Here is a 22,041-nt window from a genome sequence, read left to right as displayed (position 1 = left end):
ATGGCTGATGAGCAGCTGAACGAGAAAGACCTTAACGTGGAAGAAACCGGTGCAGGCAATGCAGCTGATACCCGTGTTCTGGAGCTCGAGGAACAGCTGGCCGCAGCCAAGGACCAGGCGCTGCGCGCCGTTGCCGACCTGCAGAACGTACGCCGTCGTGCCGAGCAGGACGTGGAAAAAGCCCACAAGTTCGCCCTGGAGAAGTTCTCCAGCGACTTGCTGCCGGTGATCGACAGCCTGGAGCTGGCCCTGGCTCACTCCAGTGCCGACGATGAGCACGTCAAGCAGATCCGCGAGGGTGTCGAGCTGACCCTGAAGATGTTCCAGGACACGCTCAAGCGCTACAACCTTGAAGCGGTCGACCCGCACGGCCAGCCGTTCAACCCTGAGCACCACCAGGCCATGGCCATGCAGGAAAACGCCGAGGTCGAGCCAAACAGCGTGCTGAACGTGTTCCAGAAGGGTTACCTGCTGAACGGCCGCCTGCTGCGCCCCGCCATGGTGGTGGTCAGCAAGGCGCCGAGCGCGGCGCAACCCTCGATCAATGAAAAGGCTTGAAATCCTTTCGGGCATCCCCATCTAGGTGTCAAGCCTTCAAGTATTACCGCAGTTGGCCAAAGTAGTCGCTGCTACCAAATTCAAGTTTCGGGAGAGTTAACATGGGTAAAATCATCGGTATCGACCTGGGGACCACCAACTCGTGCGTCTCCATTCTGGAAAACGGTAACGTCAAAGTCATCGAAAACGCCGAAGGTGCGCGTACTACCCCTTCGATCGTGGCCTACGCCAACGATGGCGAAATCCTGGTTGGCCAGTCGGCCAAGCGCCAGGCCGTCACCAACCCGCACAACACCCTGTTCGCAGTGAAGCGCCTGATTGGCCGCCGCTTCGAAGAAGATGTCGTGCAGAAAGACATCAAGCTGGTGCCGTACAAGATCGTCAAGGCAAACAACGGTGACGCCTGGGTCGAGGCTGCTGGCAAGGAAATGGCTCCGCCGCAAATCAGCGCCGAAGTCCTGAAGAAAATGAAGAAAACCGCCGAAGACTACCTCGGCGAGCCCGTAACCGAAGCGGTCATCACCGTTCCGGCCTACTTCAACGACAGCCAGCGTCAGGCGACCAAAGACGCCGGCCGCATCGCTGGCCTGGACGTAAAACGCATCATCAACGAGCCGACTGCCGCTGCGCTGGCTTACGGCATGGACAAGGCCAAGGGCGACCACACTGTCATCGTTTATGACCTGGGTGGTGGTACCTTCGACGTTTCGGTCATCGAAATCGCCGAAGTCGACGGTGAGCACCAGTTCGAAGTACTGGCTACCAACGGCGACACCTTCCTGGGTGGCGAAGACTTCGACATGCGCCTGATCGACTACCTTGTCGACGAGTTCAAGAAAGAGTCGGGCATGGACCTGAAGAACGATCCTCTGGCCCTGCAGCGCCTGAAAGAAGCCGCAGAAAAAGCCAAGATCGAGCTGTCGTCCGCTCAGTCGACCGACGTCAACCTGCCGTACATCACTGCAGATGCCACCGGTCCTAAGCACCTGAACGTGAAGATCTCCCGCGCCAAGCTGGAGTCGCTGGTCGAAGACCTGGTCAAGCGTACCATCGAGCCTTGCCGTATCGCCCTGAAAGACGCCGGCATCGACGCCAGCAAGATCGATGACGTGATTCTGGTCGGCGGTCAGACCCGCATGCCGCTGGTGCAGAAAGAAGTTGCCGACTTCTTCGGTAAGGAAGCGCGCAAGGACGTGAACCCGGACGAAGCCGTTGCCATGGGTGCTGCCATCCAGGGTGCGGTACTGGCCGGTGACGTGAAAGACGTACTCCTGCTGGACGTCAGCCCGCTGACCCTGGGTATCGAAACCATGGGCGGCGTGATGACCGCGCTGATCGAGAAGAACACCACCATCCCGACCAAGAAGTCGCAGGTGTTCTCGACTGCCGACGACAACCAGAGCGCCGTGACCATTCACGTGCTGCAGGGTGAGCGTAAGCAGGCTGCGCAGAACAAGTCGCTGGGCAAATTCGACCTGGCTGACATTCCGCCAGCACCGCGTGGCGTGCCGCAAATCGAAGTGACCTTCGACATCGACGCCAACGGCATCCTGCACGTAGGCGCGAAAGACAAGGCTACCGGCAAGACTCAGTCGATCGTGATCAAGGCCAACTCCGGCCTGTCGGACGAAGAGATCGAGCGCATGGTGCGTGACGCCGAGGCCAACGCCGAGGAAGACCGCAAGTTCGAAGAGCTGGCTGCTGCCCGTAACCAGGGTGACGCGCTGGTACACTCGACCCGCAAGATGGTCGCTGACGCAGGTGACAAGGTTACCGCTGAAGAGAAAACCGCCATCGAGGCCGCCGTTGTTGCCCTGGAAGCCGCTGTCAAAGGCGACGACAAGGCTGCCATCGACGCCAAGGTAGAAGAGCTGTCCAAGGTCTCTGCCCCGGTTGCCCAGAAGATGTACGCCGAGCAGTCGGCTGAACAGCCTCAGGGTGGCGCGCAGCAGGCCGAGCCGGAAGCCAAGCACGATGACGTGGTTGACGCCGAGTTCGAAGAAGTGAAAGACAACAACAAGCAGTAATCCCTGCATGTTGTCGGCCAGTTCACCGTCGTTTGTCGGTGAGCTGGTAGGATGTCGCCGCGCGGGGGCTTGCTCCCGCGTTGGCGTATCTGGAATTCGAGAATTTTTACAGCATCTGTCAGCGGCTCTTATGGGGAGCGGGCGGGTGCTGATGGCGTGGCGCAGATGCCAGACGCCCAACAAGGTGCAAATGACCTATGTCCAAGCGTGATTATTATGAGGTCCTGGGTGTCGAGCGCGGCGCCACTGAATCGGATCTCAAGAAGGCTTACCGCCGTTTGGCGATGAAGTATCACCCGGACCGCAACCCGGGCGATAAAGAATCGGAAGACAAGTTCAAGGAGGCCAACGAGGCCTACGAAGTGCTGTCGGACGCGAGCAAGCGTGCGGCCTTCGACCAGTATGGCCATGCGGGTGTCGACCCAAGCATGGGTGGCGGTGGTGCCGGCTTTGGTGGTGCCAACTTCTCCGACATCTTCGGTGATGTGTTCAGCGACTTCTTCGGTGGCGGCGGCCGCGGCGGTGGTCGAGGCGGTGCCCAGCGCGGCAGCGACCTGCGCTACACCCTGGAGCTGAACCTGGAAGAAGCGGTGCGTGGCACTACGGTCAGCATCCGCGTGCCTACCCTGGTCAACTGCCAGCCTTGCGACGGTTCCGGTGCCAAGAAGGGTTCGACCCCGTCAACCTGCCCGACTTGCGGTGGCATCGGTCAGGTACGCATGCAGCAAGGCTTCTTCTCGGTGCAGCAGACCTGCCCGCGCTGCCATGGGCAAGGCAAGATCATTACCGACCCGTGCAATTCGTGTCACGGTGAGGGGCGTGTCGAGGAATACAAGACGCTGTCGGTCAAGGTGCCGGCAGGTGTCGATACCGGCGACCGCATCCGTCTGTCGGGTGAGGGCGAGGCGGGTACTCATGGTGGCCCGACTGGCGACCTGTACGTGGTGATCAGCGTGCGTGAGCACGAAATCTTCCAGCGTGATGGCAAGCACCTGTACTGTGAGGTGCCGATCAGCTACACCGATGCTGCCCTGGGCGGCGAGCTGGAAGTGCCGACCCTGGATGGTCGTGTGAAGCTGAGGATTCCGGAAGGCACCCAGACTGGTAAGCAGTTCCGTCTGCGTGGCAAGGGTGTTGCCCCGGTGCGTGGCGGTGGTGCGGGTGACCTGCTGTGCCGTGTGGCCGTAGAAACCCCGGTCAACCTCAGCCGTCGCCAGCGCGAGTTGCTCGAAGAGCTGCGTGATTCGCTGGAAGGCGACAGTTCCCACTCGCCCAAGGCCAGCGGCTGGTTCGATGGTGTGAAGCGCTTCTTCGGCGATCTCTGACAAGGAACAGGTTATGCGACGTATTGCAGTGATGGGCGCGGCGGGGCGGATGGGCAAAACCCTCATCGAAGCCGTGCAACAAACTCCAGGTGCGGGGCTGACCGCGGCGATCGATCGCCCTGACAGCTCGTTGGTCGGGGCTGATGCCGGAGAGCTGGCGGCACTTGGCCGAATTGGCGTGCTGTTGTCCGACGACCTGGCCAAGGTTGCCGACGAGTTCGATGTGCTGATCGATTTCACTCACCCCTCGGTGACCCTGAAAAACCTGGCGTTCTGCCGCAAGCACGGCAAGGCGATGATCATCGGCACGACCGGTTTTACAGTCGAAGAGAAGCAGCTGTTGGCTGAGGCTGGCAAGGACATTCCAATCGTGTTCGCCGCCAACTTCAGCGTGGGTGTCAACCTTAGCCTCAAGCTGCTGGATATGGCTGCGCGGGTGCTGGGTGATGATGTCGATATCGAAATCATCGAGGCGCACCACCGGCACAAGGTCGATGCCCCGTCGGGCACTGCACTGCGCATGGGTGAAGTGGTTGCCAATGCGCTGGGCCGTGATCTGCAGGAAGTGGCCGTGTATGGCCGTGAAGGGCAGACCGGCGCGCGGGATCGCAAAACCATCGGTTTCGCTACCGTGCGTGCCGGCGATGTGGTGGGCGATCACACCGTATTGTTCGCTGCCGAAGGCGAGCGCCTGGAAATCACCCACAAGGCCTCCAGCCGCATGACCTTCGCCAAGGGTGCCGTGCGTGCGGCGCTGTGGCTGGATGGGCGCGAGCCGGGGCTGTACGACATGCAGGATGTGCTCGAGCTGCGTTGAGCCGTTCTGGCGGTGCTGGCTGCTTCGCGGGCTTGCCCGCTCCCACAGGTATTGCGCGGGTCTTGTGGCTTGTGGTGGGCCTGTGGGAGCGGGCGAGCCTGCGAAGAAGCCAACACAGATGTCAGTCTGTCGCATTGATGTGTTTTAGAGGCACATCCGCGGTAGACCGAAAACACACTTTTCTGTAAGCTACAGCTTTAGTGTGTCCACTAAAAGCGCGCAGCGAATTGAATTCAGCACATGAAAGCGGGGTGACGTGTCCATACGTCACTCCGCTTTTTTGCAACCTGCGATCGCCCTTTCATGCTTGATTTACGGGAGGTCTTCTTGACAAAGCCAGCCATACTCGCCCTTGCCGACGGCAGTATTTTCCGCGGTGAAGCCATCGGTGCCGACGGTCAGACCGTTGGTGAGGTGGTATTCAACACCGCTATGACCGGCTACCAGGAAATCCTTACAGACCCTTCCTACGCGCAGCAAATCGTTACCCTGACCTACCCGCACATCGGCAACACCGGCACTACCCCGGAAGACGCCGAGTCGAACCGCGTCTGGTCCGCTGGCCTGGTCATCCGTGACCTGCCGCTGCTGGCCAGCAACTGGCGCAACACCCAGTCGCTGCCTGAGTACCTCAAGGCCAACAACGTCGTTGCCATCGCCGGCATCGACACTCGTCGCCTGACCCGTATCCTGCGTGAAAAGGGCGCCCAGAACGGCTGCATTCTGGCGGGTGACAACATCAGCGAAGAAGCCGCCATCGCTGCTGCCCGCGGCTTCCCGGGCCTTAAGGGCATGGACCTGGCCAAGGTCGTCTCCACCAAGGAGCGTTACGAGTGGCGCTCCAGTGTGTGGGAGCTGAAAACCGACAGCCACCCGACCATCGACGCTGCCGACCTGCCGTACCACGTGGTTGCCTTCGACTACGGCGTCAAGCTGAATATCCTGCGCATGCTGGTAGCCCGTGGCTGCCGCGTGACCGTGGTGCCAGCCCAGACCCCGGCCAGCGAAGTGCTGGCACTCAACCCGGACGGCGTGTTCCTGTCCAACGGCCCTGGTGACCCCGAGCCGTGCGACTACGCGATCCAGGCGATCAAGGAAATCCTCGAAACCGAGATTCCGGTATTCGGCATCTGCCTCGGCCACCAGCTGCTGGCCCTGGCCTCCGGTGCCAAGACCGTGAAAATGGGCCACGGCCACCACGGTGCCAACCACCCGGTCCAGGACCTGGATACCGGCGTGGTCATGATCACCAGCCAGAACCACGGTTTTGCCGTTGACGAAGCGACCCTGCCGGGTAACGTTCGCGCCATTCACAAGTCGCTGTTCGACGGCACCCTGCAGGGTATCGAGCGTACCGACAAGAGCGCGTTCAGCTTCCAGGGCCACCCTGAAGCGAGCCCAGGCCCGACCGACGTCGCGCCTCTGTTCGATCGTTTCACCGATGCCATGGCCAAGCGCCGCTGAGCATCCTGCTTCAAGGCCCCGGGCCGGCATCTGCCGCGCCCGGAAGCGCCTGACCCAGATTGTTCAAAGCGGCTTGCCGACTGACCCCGGATTTGAGTGACCACCATGCCAAAACGTACAGACATCAAAAGCATCCTGATTCTCGGCGCTGGCCCGATCGTGATCGGCCAGGCCTGCGAATTCGACTACTCCGGCGCCCAGGCCTGTAAAGCCCTGCGCGAGGAAGGTTTCCGCGTCATCCTGGTGAACTCCAACCCAGCCACCATCATGACCGACCCGGCCATGGCCGACGCCACCTACATCGAGCCGATCAAGTGGCAGTCGGTGGCCAAGATCATCGAAAAAGAGCGCCCGGACGCCGTTTTGCCGACCATGGGTGGCCAGACCGCACTGAACTGCGCCCTGGACCTGGAGCGCCACGGCGTTCTGGAGAAGTTCGGCGTAGAGATGATCGGTGCCAACGCCGACACCATCGACAAGGCTGAAGACCGCTCGCGCTTCGACAAGGCGATGAAGGACATCGGCCTGGAATGCCCGCGCTCCGGTATCGCCCACAGCATGGAAGAGGCCAATGCGGTCCTCGAGAAGCTTGGCTTCCCATGCATCATTCGCCCGTCGTTCACCATGGGCGGCACCGGCGGCGGTATCGCGTACAACCGTGAAGAGTTCGAAGAAATCTGCACCCGCGGTCTGGACCTGTCGCCGACCAAAGAGCTGCTGATCGACGAGTCGCTGATCGGCTGGAAAGAGTACGAGATGGAAGTGGTCCGCGACAAAAAGGACAACTGCATCATCGTCTGCTCGATCGAGAACTTCGACCCGATGGGTGTGCACACCGGTGACTCGATCACTGTTGCCCCGGCACAGACCCTGACCGACAAGGAATACCAGATCATGCGCAACGCCTCGCTGGCGGTGCTGCGTGAAATCGGTGTGGAAACCGGCGGTTCCAACGTCCAGTTCGGCATTTGCCCGAACACCGGCCGCATGGTCGTCATCGAGATGAACCCGCGCGTATCGCGTTCGTCCGCCCTGGCCTCCAAGGCCACCGGCTTCCCGATCGCCAAGATCGCCGCCAAGCTGGCCATTGGTTACACCCTCGACGAGCTGCAGAACGATATCACTGGCGGTCGCACCCCGGCGTCCTTCGAGCCGTCGATCGACTATGTCGTCACCAAGCTGCCACGTTTTGCCTTCGAGAAATTCCCGAAAGCCGACGCTCGCCTGACCACCCAGATGAAATCCGTGGGTGAAGTCATGGCCATCGGCCGTACTTTCCAGGAATCCCTGCAGAAAGCCCTGCGCGGTCTGGAAGTCGGCGCCTGCGGCCTCGACCCGAAAGTCGACCTGGCCAGCCCGGAAGCCGCCAGCATCCTCAAGCGCGAACTGACCGTGCCGGGTGCCGAGCGTATCTGGTACGTGGCTGACGCCATGCGTTCGGGCATGACCTGCGAAGAAATCTTCAATCTGACCGGCATCGACATGTGGTTCCTGGTGCAGATGGAAGACCTGATCAAGGAAGAAGAGAAGGTCAAGACCCTGGCTTTGTCGTCGATCGACAAGGACTACATGCTGCGCCTCAAGCGCAAGGGCTTCTCGGACCAGCGTCTGGCAGTACTGCTGGGTATCACCGACAAGAACCTGCGCCGCCACCGCCACAAGCTGGAAGTGTTCCCGGTGTACAAGCGCGTCGACACCTGCGCCGCCGAGTTCGCCACCGACACCGCCTACCTGTACTCCACCTACGAGGAAGAGTGCGAGGCCAACCCGTCGACCCGCGACAAGATCATGATCCTGGGTGGCGGCCCTAACCGTATCGGCCAGGGTATCGAGTTCGACTACTGCTGCGTACACGCAGCCCTGGCGCTGCGTGAAGACGGTTACGAGACCATCATGGTCAACTGCAACCCGGAAACCGTCTCCACCGACTACGACACTTCCGACCGCCTGTACTTCGAGCCGCTGACCCTGGAAGACGTGCTGGAAGTCTGCCGCGTCGAGAAGCCGAAGGGCGTGATCGTTCACTACGGCGGCCAGACCCCGCTGAAGCTGGCCCGCGCTCTGGAAGAAGCTGGCGTGCCGATCATCGGTACCAGCCCTGACGCCATCGACCGCGCCGAAGACCGTGAGCGCTTCCAGCAGATGGTTCAGCGCCTGAGCCTGCTGCAGCCGCCAAACGCTACCGTGCGCAGCGAAGAAGAAGCCATCCGTGCTGCGGGCAGCATCGGCTATCCGCTGGTCGTGCGTCCGTCCTACGTACTGGGCGGCCGTGCCATGGAGATCGTCTACGAACTGGACGAGCTCAAGCGCTACCTGCGTGAAGCAGTACAAGTGTCGAACGACAGCCCGGTACTGCTCGACCACTTCCTCAACTGCGCCATCGAGATGGACGTGGATGCGGTGTGCGACGGCACCGACGTGGTCATCGGCGCAATCATGCAGCACATCGAACAGGCCGGTGTTCACTCCGGTGACTCGGCGTGCTCGCTGCCACCTTACTCGCTGAGCAAGGAAGTGCAGGACGAAGTCCGCGTTCAGGTCAAGAAAATGGCCCTGGAGCTGGGCGTGGTCGGCCTGATGAACGTGCAGCTGGCCCTGCAGGGCGACAAGATCTACGTGATCGAAGTCAACCCGCGTGCCTCGCGTACCGTACCGTTCGTGTCCAAGTGCATCGGCACGTCCCTGGCGATGATCGCAGCCCGTGTCATGGCGGGTAAAACCTTGAAAGAGCTGGGCTTCACCCAGGAAATCATCCCGAACTTCTACAGCGTCAAGGAAGCCGTCTTCCCGTTCGCCAAGTTCCCAGGGGTTGACCCGATCCTCGGCCCTGAGATGAAATCGACCGGTGAAGTGATGGGTGTCGGTGACAGCTTCGGTGAAGCCTTCGCCAAGGCCCAGATGGGTGCAAGCGAAGTGCTGCCGACCGGTGGTACTGCGTTCATCAGCGTGCGTGACGACGACAAGCCACAAGTGGCTGGCGTTGCCCGCGACCTGATCGCCCTGGGCTTCGAAGTGGTTGCCACTGCCGGTACCGCCAAGGTTATCGAGGCGGCTGGCCTGAAAGTGCGCCGTGTGAACAAAGTGACCGAAGGTCGCCCACACGTGGTCGACATGATCAAGAACGACGAAGTGTCGCTGATCATCAATACCACCGAAGGTCGCCAGTCGATCGCCGACTCTTACTCGATTCGTCGCAATGCGTTGCAGCACAAGATCTACTGCACCACTACCATTGCGGCTGGTGAAGCCATCTGCGAAGCGCTGAAATTCGGTCCGGAAAAGACCGTTCGTCGCTTGCAAGATCTGCATGCAGGACTGAAAGCATGAGCATTACCAAATACCCGATGACCGTCCAGGGCGCTCGCGCCCTGGAAGAGGAACACCTGTTTCTGAGCAAGACCGAGCGCCCGCGCCTGAGTCAGGCCATTGGTGAGGCACGTGAGCTGGGTGACCTCAAGGAAAACGCTGAATATCATGCAGCCCGTGAGGAGCAGGGCATGGTCGAAGCGCGTATCCGTGACATCGAAGGCCGTCTGCAGAACTCGGTGGTCATCGATGTGACCACTATCCCTCACACCGGCAAGGTGATTTTCGGTACCACCGTGGTACTGGCCAACACCGAAACCGATGAAGAGGTGTCCTACCAGATCGTTGGCGAGGATGAAGCCGACGTGAAGCAGGGCAAGCTGTCGAGTGGCGCACCCATTGCCCGTGCCATCATCGGCAAGGAAGAAGGTGATACTGTCGTCGTCAAGACGCCTAGCGGCACGGTCGAGTACGAGATTGTCGAAGTCAAGCACATCTGACCGGCGCCTGCGGGCGCCATCCCTTGAGGGGATCCTCTGGCAGCTGGCCCAGGTTTTCTGGGTCGGTGGCCTGTGGGTGTTCCATGTGGGGCTGGTGCCTGCGCTCAAGGTCAGTGGCCTGGCGCCGCTGCTGGTGCAGGATGTTGCCGGGCAGATCGACCGCTGGTTGATCGGCGTGGCGATGCTTGGCTTGTTGACTCAGCTGGCGGTGCTGGCGAGGGTGGACGGCCTGGCTGCCTGGTGGCGGCAGTTCCGCGGCCAGATGCTGTTGCTCGGCTTCGGTGCCTGCGTGGGGTATTACACCTTGCGCTACGGTATTTCCGTGGGTGAGCGCTGGCAGATGTTCTGCTTCCTGGTGCTGGGTTTTTCCGGCATCGTGCTGGTGGCCCAGCCGGTACCGGTCAGGGCGCGTTCACCGCGCCACTGATCGGAGCTACCGTTACTTGTAACGGTGGATGTTGGACAGCTGCTTGTTCGGCTGTGGGTTCTTGCGGTAGATCAGGGCTTTCTTGCCGATGGTCTGCACCAGCTCGGCGCGGCCGGCCTTGCACAGCTCGGCGATGGTTTCGGCGCGTTCCTCGCGGTCTTCCGAGCGAATCTCGACCTTGATCAGCTCATGGTCGACCAGCGCGCGCTCCAGTTCGGCGATGACGCCTTCATTCAAACCGTTGCCAGCAACGATCAGGACCGGCTTCAGGTCATGACCAATGGACTTGTATTGCTTCTTCTGCTCGTTATTGAGCGGCATAATCTGACCCTTTCCGTCTGATTCTGTAAAATTGACCGGCATTTTACCCGAGGGCCACCGGCTCCGCCCAGTCAATCACGACGCATATCATCGAGGTGCCCCGTGGTACAACGTTCCAAAAGCAGCGCAAACTGGCTGCGAGAGCATTTCAACGACCCTTTTGTGAAGCAGGCGCAGAAGGATGGCTATCGCTCGCGTGCGAGCTACAAACTGCTGGAGATCCAGGAGAAGGACCGCCTTATCCGCCCAGGCATGAGCGTGATCGATCTCGGCGCGGCCCCTGGTGGCTGGTCCCAGGTGACCAGTCGTCTGATTGGTGGCCAAGGTCGGCTGATCGCTTCGGACATTCTGGAAATGGACGCGATCGCCGACGTGACCTTCATTCAGGGGGACTTCACCCAGGACGAAGTGCTGCAGCGCATTCTCGAAGCGGTCGGCGATTCGCATGTAGACCTTGTGATTTCCGACATGGCCCCCAATATGAGTGGTACGCCCGCGGTAGACATTCCGCGTGCCATGTTCCTCTGCGAGTTGGCCCTCGATCTGGCGACCCGTGTACTCAAGCCCGGGGGCGACTTCCTGATCAAGATTTTCCAGGGCGAAGGTTTTGACGTGTACCTGAAGGACGTGCGCAGCAAGTTCGACAAGGTGCAAATGCGCAAGCCGTCGTCGTCGCGGGACCGTTCCCGGGAGCAATACCTGTTGGGCAGGGGCTTCAAAGGGTAATGAAAGGTGTGAAGCGGGGTGGTCGATAGTTAATTCCAATCGGCCGCTGCGTCAGGATCGTCCGAACTTCGTGTAGTCTAGCTTTCACAAAGGGTTACAGACGGTGCCTGCGGCTGCGTAGGTAATGTAGTAAGTTAGGGCGATGAATATCATGCGAGGCACGGCTGCGTCGTGCGCCGGCCTCAGAGGGTAGCTAATTGAACGACATGGCAAAGAATCTGATCCTGTGGTTGATCATCGCAGCTGTCCTGGTGACAGTGATGAACAACTTCTCCAGCCCTAACGAGCCGCAGACCCTCAACTACTCCGACTTCATCCAGCAGGTCAAGGATGGCAAGGTCGAGCGTGTGACCGTCGATGGCTACATCATTACTGGCAAGCGCACCGATGGCGACAACTTCAAGACTGTGCGCCCGGCCATCACCGACAACGGCCTGATCGGCGATCTGGTCGACAACCACGTGGTCGTCGAAGGCAAGCAGCCTGAGCAACAGAGCATCTGGACGCAGTTGCTGGTGGCGAGCTTCCCGATCCTGGTGATCATTGCCGTGTTCATGTTCTTCATGCGCCAGATGCAAGGTGGTGCGGGCGGCAAGGGCGGGCCGATGAGCTTCGGCAAGAGCAAGGCGCGCCTGCTGTCCGAAGACCAGGTCAAGACCACCCTGGCTGACGTTGCCGGCTGCGACGAGGCCAAGGAAGAGGTTGGCGAGCTGGTCGAGTTCCTGCGCGATCCGGGCAAATTCCAGCGTCTGGGTGGCCGTATCCCGCGCGGTGTGCTGATGGTTGGCCCGCCCGGTACCGGTAAGACCCTGCTGGCCAAGGCCATTGCGGGCGAAGCGAAAGTGCCGTTCTTCACCATTTCCGGTTCGGACTTCGTGGAAATGTTCGTGGGTGTCGGTGCCAGCCGTGTGCGCGACATGTTCGAGCAGGCCAAGAAGCATGCCCCGTGCATCATCTTCATCGACGAAATCGACGCCGTTGGTCGCCATCGTGGCGCCGGCATGGGCGGCGGTCACGACGAGCGTGAACAAACCCTCAACCAGTTGCTGGTGGAGATGGACGGCTTCGAGATGAACGATGGCATCATCGTCATCGCCGCTACCAACCGTCCGGATGTGCTCGACCCGGCGCTGCTGCGCCCGGGCCGCTTCGACCGCCAGGTGGTGGTTGGCCTGCCGGACATCCGTGGCCGCGAGCAGATCCTCAAGGTGCACATGCGCAAGGTGCCGATCGGCGAGAACGTCAACCCGGCGGTCATCGCACGTGGTACCCCAGGCTTCTCCGGCGCCGACCTGGCCAACCTGGTCAACGAGGCTTCGCTGTTTGCCGCGCGTTCCAACAAGCGCCTGGTCGAAATGAAGGAGTTCGAGCTGGCCAAGGACAAGATCATGATGGGCGCCGAGCGCAAGACCATGGTCATGTCCGAAAAGGAAAAGAGAAACACCGCCTATCACGAGGCCGGCCACGCCATTGTCGGTCGCCTGGTGCCTGAGCACGACCCGGTCTACAAGGTTTCGATCATCCCGCGTGGTCGTGCCTTGGGTGTGACCATGTTCCTCCCGGAAGAAGACCGCTACAGCCTGTCCAAGCGTGCGCTGATCAGCCAGATCTGCTCGCTGTATGGCGGCCGTATCGCCGAGGAGATGACCTTGGGCTTCGATGGCGTGACCACCGGCGCGTCCAACGACATCATGCGTGCCAGCCAGCTCGCTCGTAACATGGTGACCAAATGGGGCCTGTCCGAGAAGCTCGGCCCGCTGATGTATGCAGAGGAAGAGGGCGAGGTGTTCCTCGGCCGTAGTGCTGGCAGCCAGCATGCCAGTGTGTCCGGCGAGACTGCCAAACTGATCGACTCCGAGGTGCGCAGCATCATCGATCAGTGCTATGCCACTGCCAAGCAGTTGCTGATCGACAACCGCGACAAGCTCGAGGCAATGACCGAAGCGCTGATGAAGTATGAAACCATCGATGCCGATCAGATTGACGACATCATGGCTGGGCGCACACCACGTGAACCGCGTGATTGGGACGACGACAAGCACTCGGGCACGCCTGCTGCCCAGGATGATCGTCCGGAATCGCCAATCGGCGGCCCAGCGGCAGAACACTAAGGGCATCTATGAGCTCAGTGCAGTACCCGACCCGGTTGCCTTGCGGCAACCGGGTTCTTGATTTGTCGCATACCCATGTCATGGGTATTCTCAATATCACCCCCGATTCCTTCTCCGACGGTGGTCGCTTCAGTCAGCGCGACGAGGCCCTGCGCCATGCCGAGGCCATGCTTGCCGCCGGTGCAACGCTGATCGACATCGGTGGCGAGTCCACGCGCCCGGGTGCGCGTGCAGTGTCGGTCACCGAGGAGCTGGAGCGTGTGGCGCCAATGGTCGAGGCCATCAACAGTCGCCTCGATGTGGTCATTTCGGTCGATACCTCCACACCTGCCGTCATGCGCGAAGCTGCACGCCTTGGTGCCGGGCTGATCAACGACGTTCGGGCCCTGGAGCGCGATGGCGCCCTGGACGCTGCAGCGGACACCGGTCTGCCGGTGTGCCTCATGCACATGCGTGGCGAGCCAGGTAACATGCAGGATGATCCGCATTACCAGGACGTGACCGCTGACGTCACGCGTTATCTTGAACAGCGGATGGCCGCCTGCGCAGCAGCGGGCATCGACGCGGACAGAATCATCCTTGACCCGGGCTTCGGTTTCGCCAAGACACTGGCGCACAATCTGAGCCTGTTCAAGCACATGGAAGCGCTCTATCGCCTTGGGCGCCCACTGCTGGTGGGCGTTTCACGAAAGAGCATGATCGGCCTGACGCTGGAACGTCCGGTCGGCGAGCGCTTGTACGGCAGCCTTGCGCTGGCGGCGTTGGCCATGACCAAGGGGGCGAGCATCCTTCGTGTACATGACGTGGCTGAAACCGTCGATGTGGTGCGCATGATCGCTGCAGTGCAAAACGCCGAATAAGAATATTGGAGTCCCTATGAGCAGAAAATACTTTGGTACCGACGGCATTCGTGGCCGCGTCGGGGAATACCCGATCACGCCTGAATTCATGCTGAAGCTCGGCTGGGCGGCCGGCATGGCCTTCCGCAAGCAAGGCCATTGCCGCGTGCTGGTGGGCAAGGACACGCGTATCTCCGGCTACATGTTCGAGTCCGCACTCGAAGCCGGCTTGTCCGCAGCAGGTGCCGATGTGCTGCTGCTCGGGCCGATGCCGACACCGGCCATCGCTTACCTCACGCGCACCTTCCACGCAGAAGCCGGCATCGTCATCAGTGCCTCGCACAACCCACACGATGACAACGGCATCAAGTTCTTCTCGGGCCAGGGCACCAAGCTGCCGGACGAGGTCGAGCTGATGATCGAGGAGCTGCTCGACCAACCGATGACCGTTGTCGAGTCGGGCAAGCTGGGCAAGGTTTCGCGTATCAACGATGCCGCCGGCCGCTACATCGAATTCTGCAAGAGCAGCGTGCCGAGCAGCACCAGCTTCGATGGCCTCAAGCTGGTGGTCGACTGCGCCCATGGTGCTACCTACAAGGTTGCGCCCAGCGTATTCCGTGAGCTGGGTGCCGACGTGACCGTGCTGCATGCGCAACCGGACGGCCTGAACATCAACGAAGGTTGCGGCTCGACACACATCGAATCGCTGCAGGCCGCTGTACTGGTCGGGCATGCCGATCTCGGCATTGCCTTTGACGGTGACGGCGATCGCGTGCTGATGGTCGACCACACGGGTGCCATCGTCGACGGTGACGAACTGCTGTTCATCATTGCTCGCGACCTGCAGGAGCATGGCAAGCTGCAAGGCGGGGTGGTCGGCACGCTGATGAGTAACCTGGGCCTGGAGCTGGCGCTCAAGGACCTGGACATCCCGTTTGTGCGGGCCAAGGTCGGCGACCGTTACGTCATGGCCGAGCTGTTGGAGCGTCAATGGCTGGTCGGCGGTGAAAACTCCGGTCACGTCGTGTGCTGCAACCACACCACAACCGGCGACGCGATCATTGCCGCGCTGCAGGTGCTGATGGCGCTCAAGCGCCGTGGCGAAACCCTGGCTCAGGCCCGTCAGGCACTGCGCAAGTGTCCGCAGGTGCTGATCAATGTGCGCTTTGGCGCCAGCAAGGTCGACCCGCTGGAGCATCCCGCCGTCAAGGAAGCCAGTGCCAAGGTTACCGAGGCGCTGGCTGGGCGTGGTCGCGTGCTGTTGCGCAAGTCCGGTACCGAGCCGTTGGTGCGGGTCATGGTTGAGGGCGAAGACGAAAGCCAGGTGCGCGCCCATGCTGAAGCGCTGGCCAAACTGGTCAGCGAAGTTTGTGTCTGAAGGCGCTTGCCAGCGCAGATCTGGTTGGGTAAGATCTGCGCCCACTTTGACCGACGAGGTAAAGCATGCGTCGCCCTATGGTAGCTGGTAACTGGAAGATGCACGGTACCCGCGCTAGCGTCGCTGAGCTGACCAAAGGCTTGAGCAATCTCGCCTTGCCGAGCGGAGTGGAAGTCGCCGTATTTCCACCGTCCTTGTTCATCAATCAAGTGATCGATGGGCTGGCAGGTAAAGAAATTACTGTCGGCGCACAGAATTCTGCTGTACAACCCGAACAGGGTGCGCTGACCGGGGAAGTTGCTCCCGAGCAGCTGGTTGAAGCAGGTTGCAAGTTGGTGTTGATTGGTCATTCGGAGCGTCGCCAGATCATTGGTGAAACCGACGAAGTGCTCAATCGCAAGTTTGCAGCGGCCCAGGCCAAAGGCTTGAAACCAGTGCTTTGCATAGGGGAAACCCTTGAAGAGCGCGAAGCTGGCAAAACGCTCGAAGTTGTCGGGCGTCAACTAAGCAGTATCATCGAAGCATTCGGTGTTAAGGCTTTTGCCGATGCAGTAATTGCCTATGAGCCTGTATGGGCCATCGGTACAGGCCTTACGGCCACGCCGCAGCAGGCTCAGGATGTGCACGCAGCCATCCGCAGCCAGTTGGCGGCAGAAGATGCTGAAGTGGCTGCGAAGGTGCAGTTGCTATACGGCGGCAGCGTGAAGGCGGCCAATGCGGCCGAACTGTTCGGCATGCCGGATATCGATGGGGGGCTCATTGGTGGTGCTTCCCTGAACGCAGACGAATTCGGTGCAATTTGTCGCGCCGCAGGAAACTGAACAAATGCTGGAAACAGTCATCGTTGTTTTTCATCTGTTGGCAGCGCTGTCGCTTGTAGTGCTGGTTCTGTTGCAACAGGGTAAAGGTGCTGAAGCAGGTGCATCTTTCGGCGCGGGTGCCTCAAACACCGTGTTCGGGAGCCAAGGCTCTGCAACGTTCCTAAGTAAATTAACTGCTGTACTCGCTGCCACTTTCTTTTTGACAGCACTTGGGTTAGGATACTTCGCGAAGCAACAAGCTCACCAGCTTAGCCAAGCAGGTCTTCCAGATCCAGCAGTGCTAGAAGTGAAAGAGCCGCAGAAACCGGCAGTTAATGATGATGTACCGGTGCTCCAACAGCAGAAGAGCGAAACCACCAATAATACGGGTGATGTACCTCCTCCGGCTCAAGAGCAGAAGTAACGGGTTTCAAGTAGTAGTATTGCCGAGGTGGTGGAATTGGTAGACACGCAACCTTGAGGTGGTTGTGCCCATAGGGTGTAGGGGTTCGAGTCCCCTTCTCGGTACCAATTAAAGCTTGAGAGCCCGCTTTAGCGGGCTTTCTTGTAGGTGAATGTTTGGATTTGACCCTCAACAGGGTTCGGTCTTATACTTTTGCCCCAGCTTTGTCGCGGGGTGGAGCAGCTTGGTAGCTCGTCGGGCTCATAACCCGAAGGTCGTTGGTTCAAATCCAGCCCCCGCAACCAGCTTCAGCGGAGCCCCTTTTCAGGGGCTTTTTGCTAACCGAACAGTTTCGGCGTCGTTGTCCTACGGCGCTTTCAGGGATGGGCGCTTCGCCCATTTTTTATTTGCACAGCATGCACGAGGGGGTTCAGGTGTCGAGCAAGCTAGAACAGTTGCAGGCCTTGTTGGCCCCGGTTGTCGAGGGTCTGGGCTATCAGTGCTGGGGGATCGAATACGTTTCCCAGGGTAAGCATTCGGTACTGCGCATCTACATCGACAAGGAAGGCGGTATTCTGGTGGACGACTGCGAAGCAGTCAGCCGTCAGGCCAGCGCAATCCTCGATGTGGAAGATCCAATCAGCAGTGAGTACACCCTCGAGGTGTCTTCTCCAGGCATGGATCGCCCACTGTTCACGCTGGAACAGTTTGCCTCGCATGCCGGCGAACAAGTGAAGATCAAGCTGCGCTCACCCTTCGAGGGTCGTCGTAACTTCCAGGGCCTTCTCCGCGGTGTGGAGGAGCAGGATGTGGTGGTCCAGGTGGACAACCAGGAGTTCCTGTTACCGATCGACTCGATCGACAAGGCCAATATTATTCCCAGTTTTGACTGAGACGTGCCGGGCCCGGCGGACTATCCGGGCCCAATGGCTTGCGCAAGGCGAGGCGTACGATGAGCAAAGAAGTACTGCTGGTTGTTGAATCGGTATCCAACGAAAAAGGTGTACCGCCCGGCGTCATTTTCGAAGCGCTGGAAGTGGCCCTGGCCACTGCAACCAAAAAACGTTTTGAAGACGAAGTCGACCTACGTGTGGAAATCAACCGCCACACGGGTAGCTACGAGACTTTCCGTCGCTGGACCGTGGTCGACGAAGCCGATCTTGATGATCCGGCGATCGAGACCTGGCTGGACAAGATCAAGGACACCCACCCTGAAGCCAAGGTCGGTGACGTGATCGAAGAGAAGATCGAGTCCATCGAGTTCGGTCGTATTGCCGCCCAGACCGCCAAGCAGGTCATCGTGCAGAAGGTCCGTGAGGCCGAGCGTGCCCAGGTGGTCGATGCCTACCGTGAGCGCGTTGGCGAGATCATCTCCGGTACCGTAAAAAAGGTTACCCGCGACAACGTCATCGTTGACCTGGGCAACAACGCAGAGGCCTTGCTGGCCCGCGAAGACATCATTCCGCGCGAAACCTTCCGTGTTGGCGTGCGCCTGCGTGCGCTGCTCAAGGAAATTCGCACTGAAAACCGTGGCCCACAGCTGATCCTGTCGCGCACTGCGCCGCAGATGCTGATCGAGCTTTTCCGCATTGAAGTGCCGGAAATTGCCGAGGGCCTCATTGAAGTCATGGCTGCTTCCCGTGATCCGGGTTCGCGAGCCAAGATTGCCGTCCGCTCCAAGGACAAGCGTATCGATCCGCAAGGTGCCTGCATCGGCATGCGTGGTTCGCGCGTCCAGGCCGTATCCGGGGAGTTGGGTGGTGAGCGTGTGGATATCGTCCTTTGGGACGATAACCCGGCGCAGTTCGTCATCAACGCCATGTCGCCGGCTGAAGTCGCGGCGATCATCGTTGATGAAGATGCCCATGCCATGGACATCGCCGTCGCCGAGGACAACCTGGCCCAGGCCATTGGCCGTGGCGGTCAGAACGTTCGCCTGGCCAGTCAGTTGACCGGCTGGACCCTGAACGTGATGACCGAAAAGGACATCCAGGCCAAGCAACAGGCCGAAACCGGTGACATCCTGCGCAATTTCATCGAGGAACTGGAAGTCGACGAGGAGCTGGCCCAAGTGCTGGTCGACGAAGGCTTCACCAGCCTTGAAGAAATTGCCTACGTACCGTTGGAAGAAATGCTCAACATCGATGGCTTTGACGAAGATATCGTCAATGAGCTCCGCGCTCGAGCCAAGGACCGTTTGTTGACCAAGGCCATCGCTACCGAAGAAAAACTGGCAGACGCCCACCCGGCCGAAGACCTGCTCTCCCTTGAGGGCATGGACAAAGACCTGGCGGCTGAACTGGCGGTGCGCGGCGTGGTTAACCGCGAAGACCTGGCCGAGCAGTCGATCGACGATCTGCTCGACATCGACGGCATCGACGAAGAGCGTGCCGGCAAGTTGATCATGGCCGCCCGAGCCCACTGGTTCGAGTAATTAGGCGCGGCCTGAGGAGAGAAGTGCATGACGCAAGTCACGGTGAAAGAACTGGCCCAAGAGGTCGAGGCACCGGTAGAGCGCCTGCTGCAGCAGATGCGTGAGGCAGGTCTGCCGCACACCGACGCCGGTCAGGTAGTGACCGACAATGAGAAGCAGACCCTGCTGACTCATTTGAAAAGCAGCCACAAGAGCAAGGCGGAAGAGCCGCGCAAGATTACCTTGCAGCGCAAAACCACCAGCACCCTGCGTGTCGCCGGTAGCAAAAGCATCAGCGTAGAAGTACGCAAGAAGAAAGTTTTCGTTCAGCGCAGCCCTGAAGAAATCCAGGCTGAGCAGAAGCGTGAGCAAGATGAGCGCCGCGCGGCTGAAAATGCCGCTCGCGACAAGGTCGAGGCCGAAGTTCGCCAGCGCAACGAAGAGCAGGCTCGCCGTCAGGCGGCCGGCTCCGCAGCCGCCGCTCCTGCACCTGCCGCCAAGCCAGAGCCGGCGCCTGCCGCTGCTCCGGCCCCGGTAGTCGCAGACGCCCCGGCCTCTGAAGACGCCGCAGCCCGTGCTGCAGAGCGCAAGAAAGACGAGACCCGTCGCAACGAAAGCCGTACCCGTGATGACGACCGTCGTCGTGGCGAAGCACCTCGTGTGTCGATCAAGGTCAAGGTCAAGGAGAAGGAAAAAGCGCCGACTCCACGTGCGGCTCCGCGCACTACCGACGAAGAGAGCGATGGCGCTCGTCGTGGCCGCGGTGGCAAGAGCAAGCTGAAAAAGCGTAATCAGCACGGCTTCCAGAACCCGACCGGCCCCGTCATCCGTGACGTGACCATCGGCGAGACCATCACGGTCTCCGAGCTGGCTAACCAGATGTCCGTCAAGGGCGCTGAAGTGGTCAAGTTCATGTTCAAGATGGGTACCCCGGTCACCATCAACCAGGTGCTCGACCAGGAAACCGCTCAGCTGATCGCAGAAGAGCTGGGCCACAAGGTCACGCTGGTCAGCGATACCGCCCTGGAAGACTCCCTGGCCGAATCGCTGAAGTTCGAAGGCCAGACCGAGTCGCGTGCGCCGGTGGTTACCGTCATGGGTCACGTTGACCATGGTAAGACCTCGCTGCTCGACTACATCCGTCGTGCCAAGGTTGCCGCTGGCGAAGCCGGTGGTATTACCCAGCACATCGGTGCCTACCACGTGGAAACCGACCGCGGCATGGTCACCTTCCTCGATACCCCAGGTCACGCTGCGTTTACCCAGATGCGTGCCCGTGGTGCCAAGGCGACCGACATCGTCATCCTGGTGGTGGCGGCGGACGACGGTGTGATGCCACAAACCCGCGAAGCCGTTCAGCATGCCAAGGCAGCCGGTGTTCCGCTGGTCGTTGCGGTGAACAAGATCGACAAGCCAGGTGCTGACCTCGATCGCATCCGTAACGAGCTGTCCGTCGAAGGCGTTACCTCCGAGGACTGGGGTGGTGACACGCCGTTCGTCAAGGTTTCGGCGAAGATGGGTACCGGTGTCGACGAACTGCTCGAAGCCGTTCTGCTGCAGGCCGAGATCCTCGAGCTGACCGCTACCCCGACCGCCCCAGGTCGTGGCGTGGTCGTCGAATCGCGCCTGGACAAGGGCCGCGGCCCGGTGGCGACCATCCTGGTTCAGGACGGTACCCTGCGTCAGGGCGACATGGTCCTGTGCGGTTCCAACTATGGCCGCGTACGCGCCATGCTCGACGAGAACGGCAAGCCTGTGAAGGAAGCCGGCCCGTCGATCCCGGTCGAAATCCTCGGCCTGGACGGTACTCCGGAAGCCGGTGACGAGCTGTCCGTGGTTGCCGACGAGAAGAAAGCCCGTGAAGTTGCCCTGTTCCGTCAAGGCAAGTATCGCGAGGTCAAGCTGGCCCGTGCTCACGCCGGCAAGCTGGAAAACATCTTCGAGACCATGGGTCAGGAAGAGAAGAAAACCCTCAACATCGTTCTCAAGACCGATGTGCGTGGTTCTCTGGAAGCGCTGCAGGGTTCGCTCGGCGGCCTGGGCAACGACGAAGTGCAAGTGCGCGTGATTGGTGGTGGCGTCGGTGGTATCACCGAGAGCGATGCCAACCTGGCGCTGGCTTCGAATGCAGTACTGTTCGGCTTCAACGTGCGTGCCGATGCCGGTGCGCGCAAGATCGTCGAGCAGGAAGGTCTGGATATGCGTTACTACAACGTGATCTACGACATCATCGAAGACGTCAAGAAGGCCCTGACCGGTATGCTCGGCAGCGATGTTCGCGAGAACATCCTGGGTGTCGCCGAAGTACGTGACGTGTTCCGTTCGCCGAAGTTCGGCGCCATCGCTGGCTGTATGGTCATCGAGGGTACCGTGTACCGCAACCGTCCGATTCGCGTACTGCGTGATGACGTTGTGATCTTCGAAGGCGAGCTGGAATCGCTGCGTCGCTTCAAGGACGATGCCTCCGAAGTCCGTTCGGGCATGGAGTGCGGTATTGGCGTCAAGAGCTACAACGACGTCAAGGTCGGCGACAAGATCGAAGTCTTCGAGAAAGTCCAGGTGGCTCGTACCCTTTAAGGGCGAGCGAGCCGCAAGCGCCTGCTACAGGGCGGCTTGCGGTACCTCT

The 22,041-nt window shown here is 60.4% G+C and carries 18 protein-coding genes and 2 tRNA genes; 19 read left to right on the top strand and 1 reads right to left on the bottom strand.

Annotation, left to right across the window (positions count from 1 at the left end; translation table 11 throughout):
• From grpE to GST84_22625, 8 genes are all read left to right on the top strand, one after another.
• Nucleotides 1-558, top strand: coding sequence for a nucleotide exchange factor GrpE (grpE, locus tag GST84_22660; GenBank protein ID XGB14989.1), 558 nt, complete (start codon nucleotides 1-3; stop codon nucleotides 556-558).
• A gap of 101 nt (nucleotides 559-659) precedes the next feature.
• Complete coding sequence (gene dnaK / locus GST84_22655) at nucleotides 660-2,585, top strand: molecular chaperone DnaK (protein ID XGB14988.1); 1,926 nt, start codon at nucleotides 660-662, stop codon at nucleotides 2,583-2,585.
• Between the two features lie 197 nt (nucleotides 2,586-2,782).
• Nucleotides 2,783-3,910, top strand: coding sequence for a molecular chaperone DnaJ (dnaJ, locus tag GST84_22650; GenBank protein XGB14987.1), 1,128 nt, complete (start codon nucleotides 2,783-2,785; stop codon nucleotides 3,908-3,910).
• Between the two features lie 13 nt (nucleotides 3,911-3,923).
• Entirely contained in the window at nucleotides 3,924-4,727 is an 804-nt protein-coding gene (gene dapB, locus GST84_22645) for a 4-hydroxy-tetrahydrodipicolinate reductase (protein ID XGB14986.1), read from the top strand.
• Nucleotides 4,728-5,054: 327 nt separating this feature from the next.
• Nucleotides 5,055-6,191 (top strand): glutamine-hydrolyzing carbamoyl-phosphate synthase small subunit, encoded by a 1,137-nt coding sequence (gene carA / locus GST84_22640; protein XGB14985.1) that lies wholly within the window; start codon nucleotides 5,055-5,057, stop codon nucleotides 6,189-6,191.
• 105 nt (nucleotides 6,192-6,296) lie between these two features.
• Nucleotides 6,297-9,518 carry a carbamoyl-phosphate synthase large subunit gene (gene carB / locus GST84_22635; GenBank protein XGB14984.1) on the top strand — a complete coding sequence of 1,074 codons (3,222 nt, stop codon included), beginning with the start codon at nucleotides 6,297-6,299 and terminating at the stop codon, nucleotides 9,516-9,518.
• Nucleotides 9,519-9,520: 2 nt separating this feature from the next.
• Entirely contained in the window at nucleotides 9,521-9,997 is a 477-nt protein-coding gene (greA, locus tag GST84_22630; protein ID XGB15821.1) for a transcription elongation factor GreA, read from the top strand.
• Nucleotides 9,975-10,424, top strand: coding sequence for an MFS transporter (locus GST84_22625; protein ID XGB14983.1), 450 nt, complete (start codon nucleotides 9,975-9,977; stop codon nucleotides 10,422-10,424). Before greA ends, GST84_22625 begins: the two co-directional genes overlap by 23 nt.
• Before the next feature lie 12 nt (nucleotides 10,425-10,436).
• On the opposite strand, the gene yhbY is transcribed toward GST84_22625, so the two are convergent.
• The gene (gene yhbY / locus GST84_22620; protein XGB14982.1) at nucleotides 10,437-10,745 is read right to left on the bottom strand and encodes a ribosome assembly RNA-binding protein YhbY; all 309 of its coding nucleotides are present in this window, start codon (nucleotides 10,743-10,745) and stop codon (nucleotides 10,437-10,439) included.
• 102 nt (nucleotides 10,746-10,847) lie between these two features.
• Between yhbY and rlmE the strand changes: the two genes are divergently transcribed.
• The 11 genes from rlmE (at nucleotide 10,848) to infB (ending at nucleotide 21,992) form a co-directional block, all read left to right on the top strand.
• Entirely contained in the window at nucleotides 10,848-11,471 is a 624-nt protein-coding gene (gene rlmE / locus GST84_22615) for a 23S rRNA (uridine(2552)-2'-O)-methyltransferase RlmE (protein XGB14981.1), read from the top strand.
• Between the two features lie 206 nt (nucleotides 11,472-11,677).
• Nucleotides 11,678-13,582 (top strand): ATP-dependent zinc metalloprotease FtsH, encoded by a 1,905-nt coding sequence (gene hflB, locus GST84_22610; GenBank protein ID XGB14980.1) that lies wholly within the window; start codon nucleotides 11,678-11,680, stop codon nucleotides 13,580-13,582.
• 8 nt (nucleotides 13,583-13,590) lie between these two features.
• Nucleotides 13,591-14,442 carry a dihydropteroate synthase gene (folP, locus tag GST84_22605; protein ID XGB14979.1) on the top strand — a complete coding sequence of 284 codons (852 nt, stop codon included), beginning with the start codon at nucleotides 13,591-13,593 and terminating at the stop codon, nucleotides 14,440-14,442.
• A gap of 16 nt (nucleotides 14,443-14,458) precedes the next feature.
• On the top strand, nucleotides 14,459-15,799 hold the full coding sequence (gene glmM / locus GST84_22600) for a phosphoglucosamine mutase (GenBank protein XGB14978.1): 1,341 nt from the start codon (nucleotides 14,459-14,461) through the stop codon (nucleotides 15,797-15,799).
• Between the two features lie 65 nt (nucleotides 15,800-15,864).
• Nucleotides 15,865-16,620: a triose-phosphate isomerase gene (locus GST84_22595; protein XGB14977.1), complete on the top strand. Its 756-nt coding sequence runs from the start codon at nucleotides 15,865-15,867 to the stop codon at nucleotides 16,618-16,620.
• A 4-nt stretch (nucleotides 16,621-16,624) separates the two neighbouring features.
• Complete coding sequence (secG, locus tag GST84_22590) at nucleotides 16,625-17,023, top strand: preprotein translocase subunit SecG (GenBank protein ID XGB14976.1); 399 nt, start codon at nucleotides 16,625-16,627, stop codon at nucleotides 17,021-17,023.
• A 21-nt stretch (nucleotides 17,024-17,044) separates the two neighbouring features.
• Nucleotides 17,045-17,130 (top strand) — tRNA-Leu (locus tag GST84_22585).
• Between the two features lie 100 nt (nucleotides 17,131-17,230).
• Nucleotides 17,231-17,307: transfer RNA gene (locus GST84_22580), tRNA-Met, on the top strand.
• 129 nt (nucleotides 17,308-17,436) lie between these two features.
• On the top strand, nucleotides 17,437-17,895 hold the full coding sequence (rimP, locus tag GST84_22575) for a ribosome maturation factor RimP (protein XGB14975.1): 459 nt from the start codon (nucleotides 17,437-17,439) through the stop codon (nucleotides 17,893-17,895).
• Between the two features lie 59 nt (nucleotides 17,896-17,954).
• The gene (nusA, locus tag GST84_22570) at nucleotides 17,955-19,436 is read left to right on the top strand and encodes a transcription termination/antitermination protein NusA (protein XGB14974.1); all 1,482 of its coding nucleotides are present in this window, start codon (nucleotides 17,955-17,957) and stop codon (nucleotides 19,434-19,436) included.
• 27 nt (nucleotides 19,437-19,463) lie between these two features.
• Nucleotides 19,464-21,992: a translation initiation factor IF-2 gene (gene infB, locus GST84_22565; protein ID XGB14973.1), complete on the top strand. Its 2,529-nt coding sequence runs from the start codon at nucleotides 19,464-19,466 to the stop codon at nucleotides 21,990-21,992.
• Nucleotides 21,993-22,041: the final 49 nt, after the last annotated feature.

The sequence above is a fragment of the Pseudomonas putida genome (assembly GCA_041879295.1).
GTDB classification, from domain to species: domain Bacteria; phylum Pseudomonadota; class Gammaproteobacteria; order Pseudomonadales; family Pseudomonadaceae; genus Aquipseudomonas; species Aquipseudomonas putida_Y.
The sequence above is the reverse complement of the archived record's forward strand: the minus strand, read 5'-3'. Positions and strand labels throughout refer to the sequence as shown.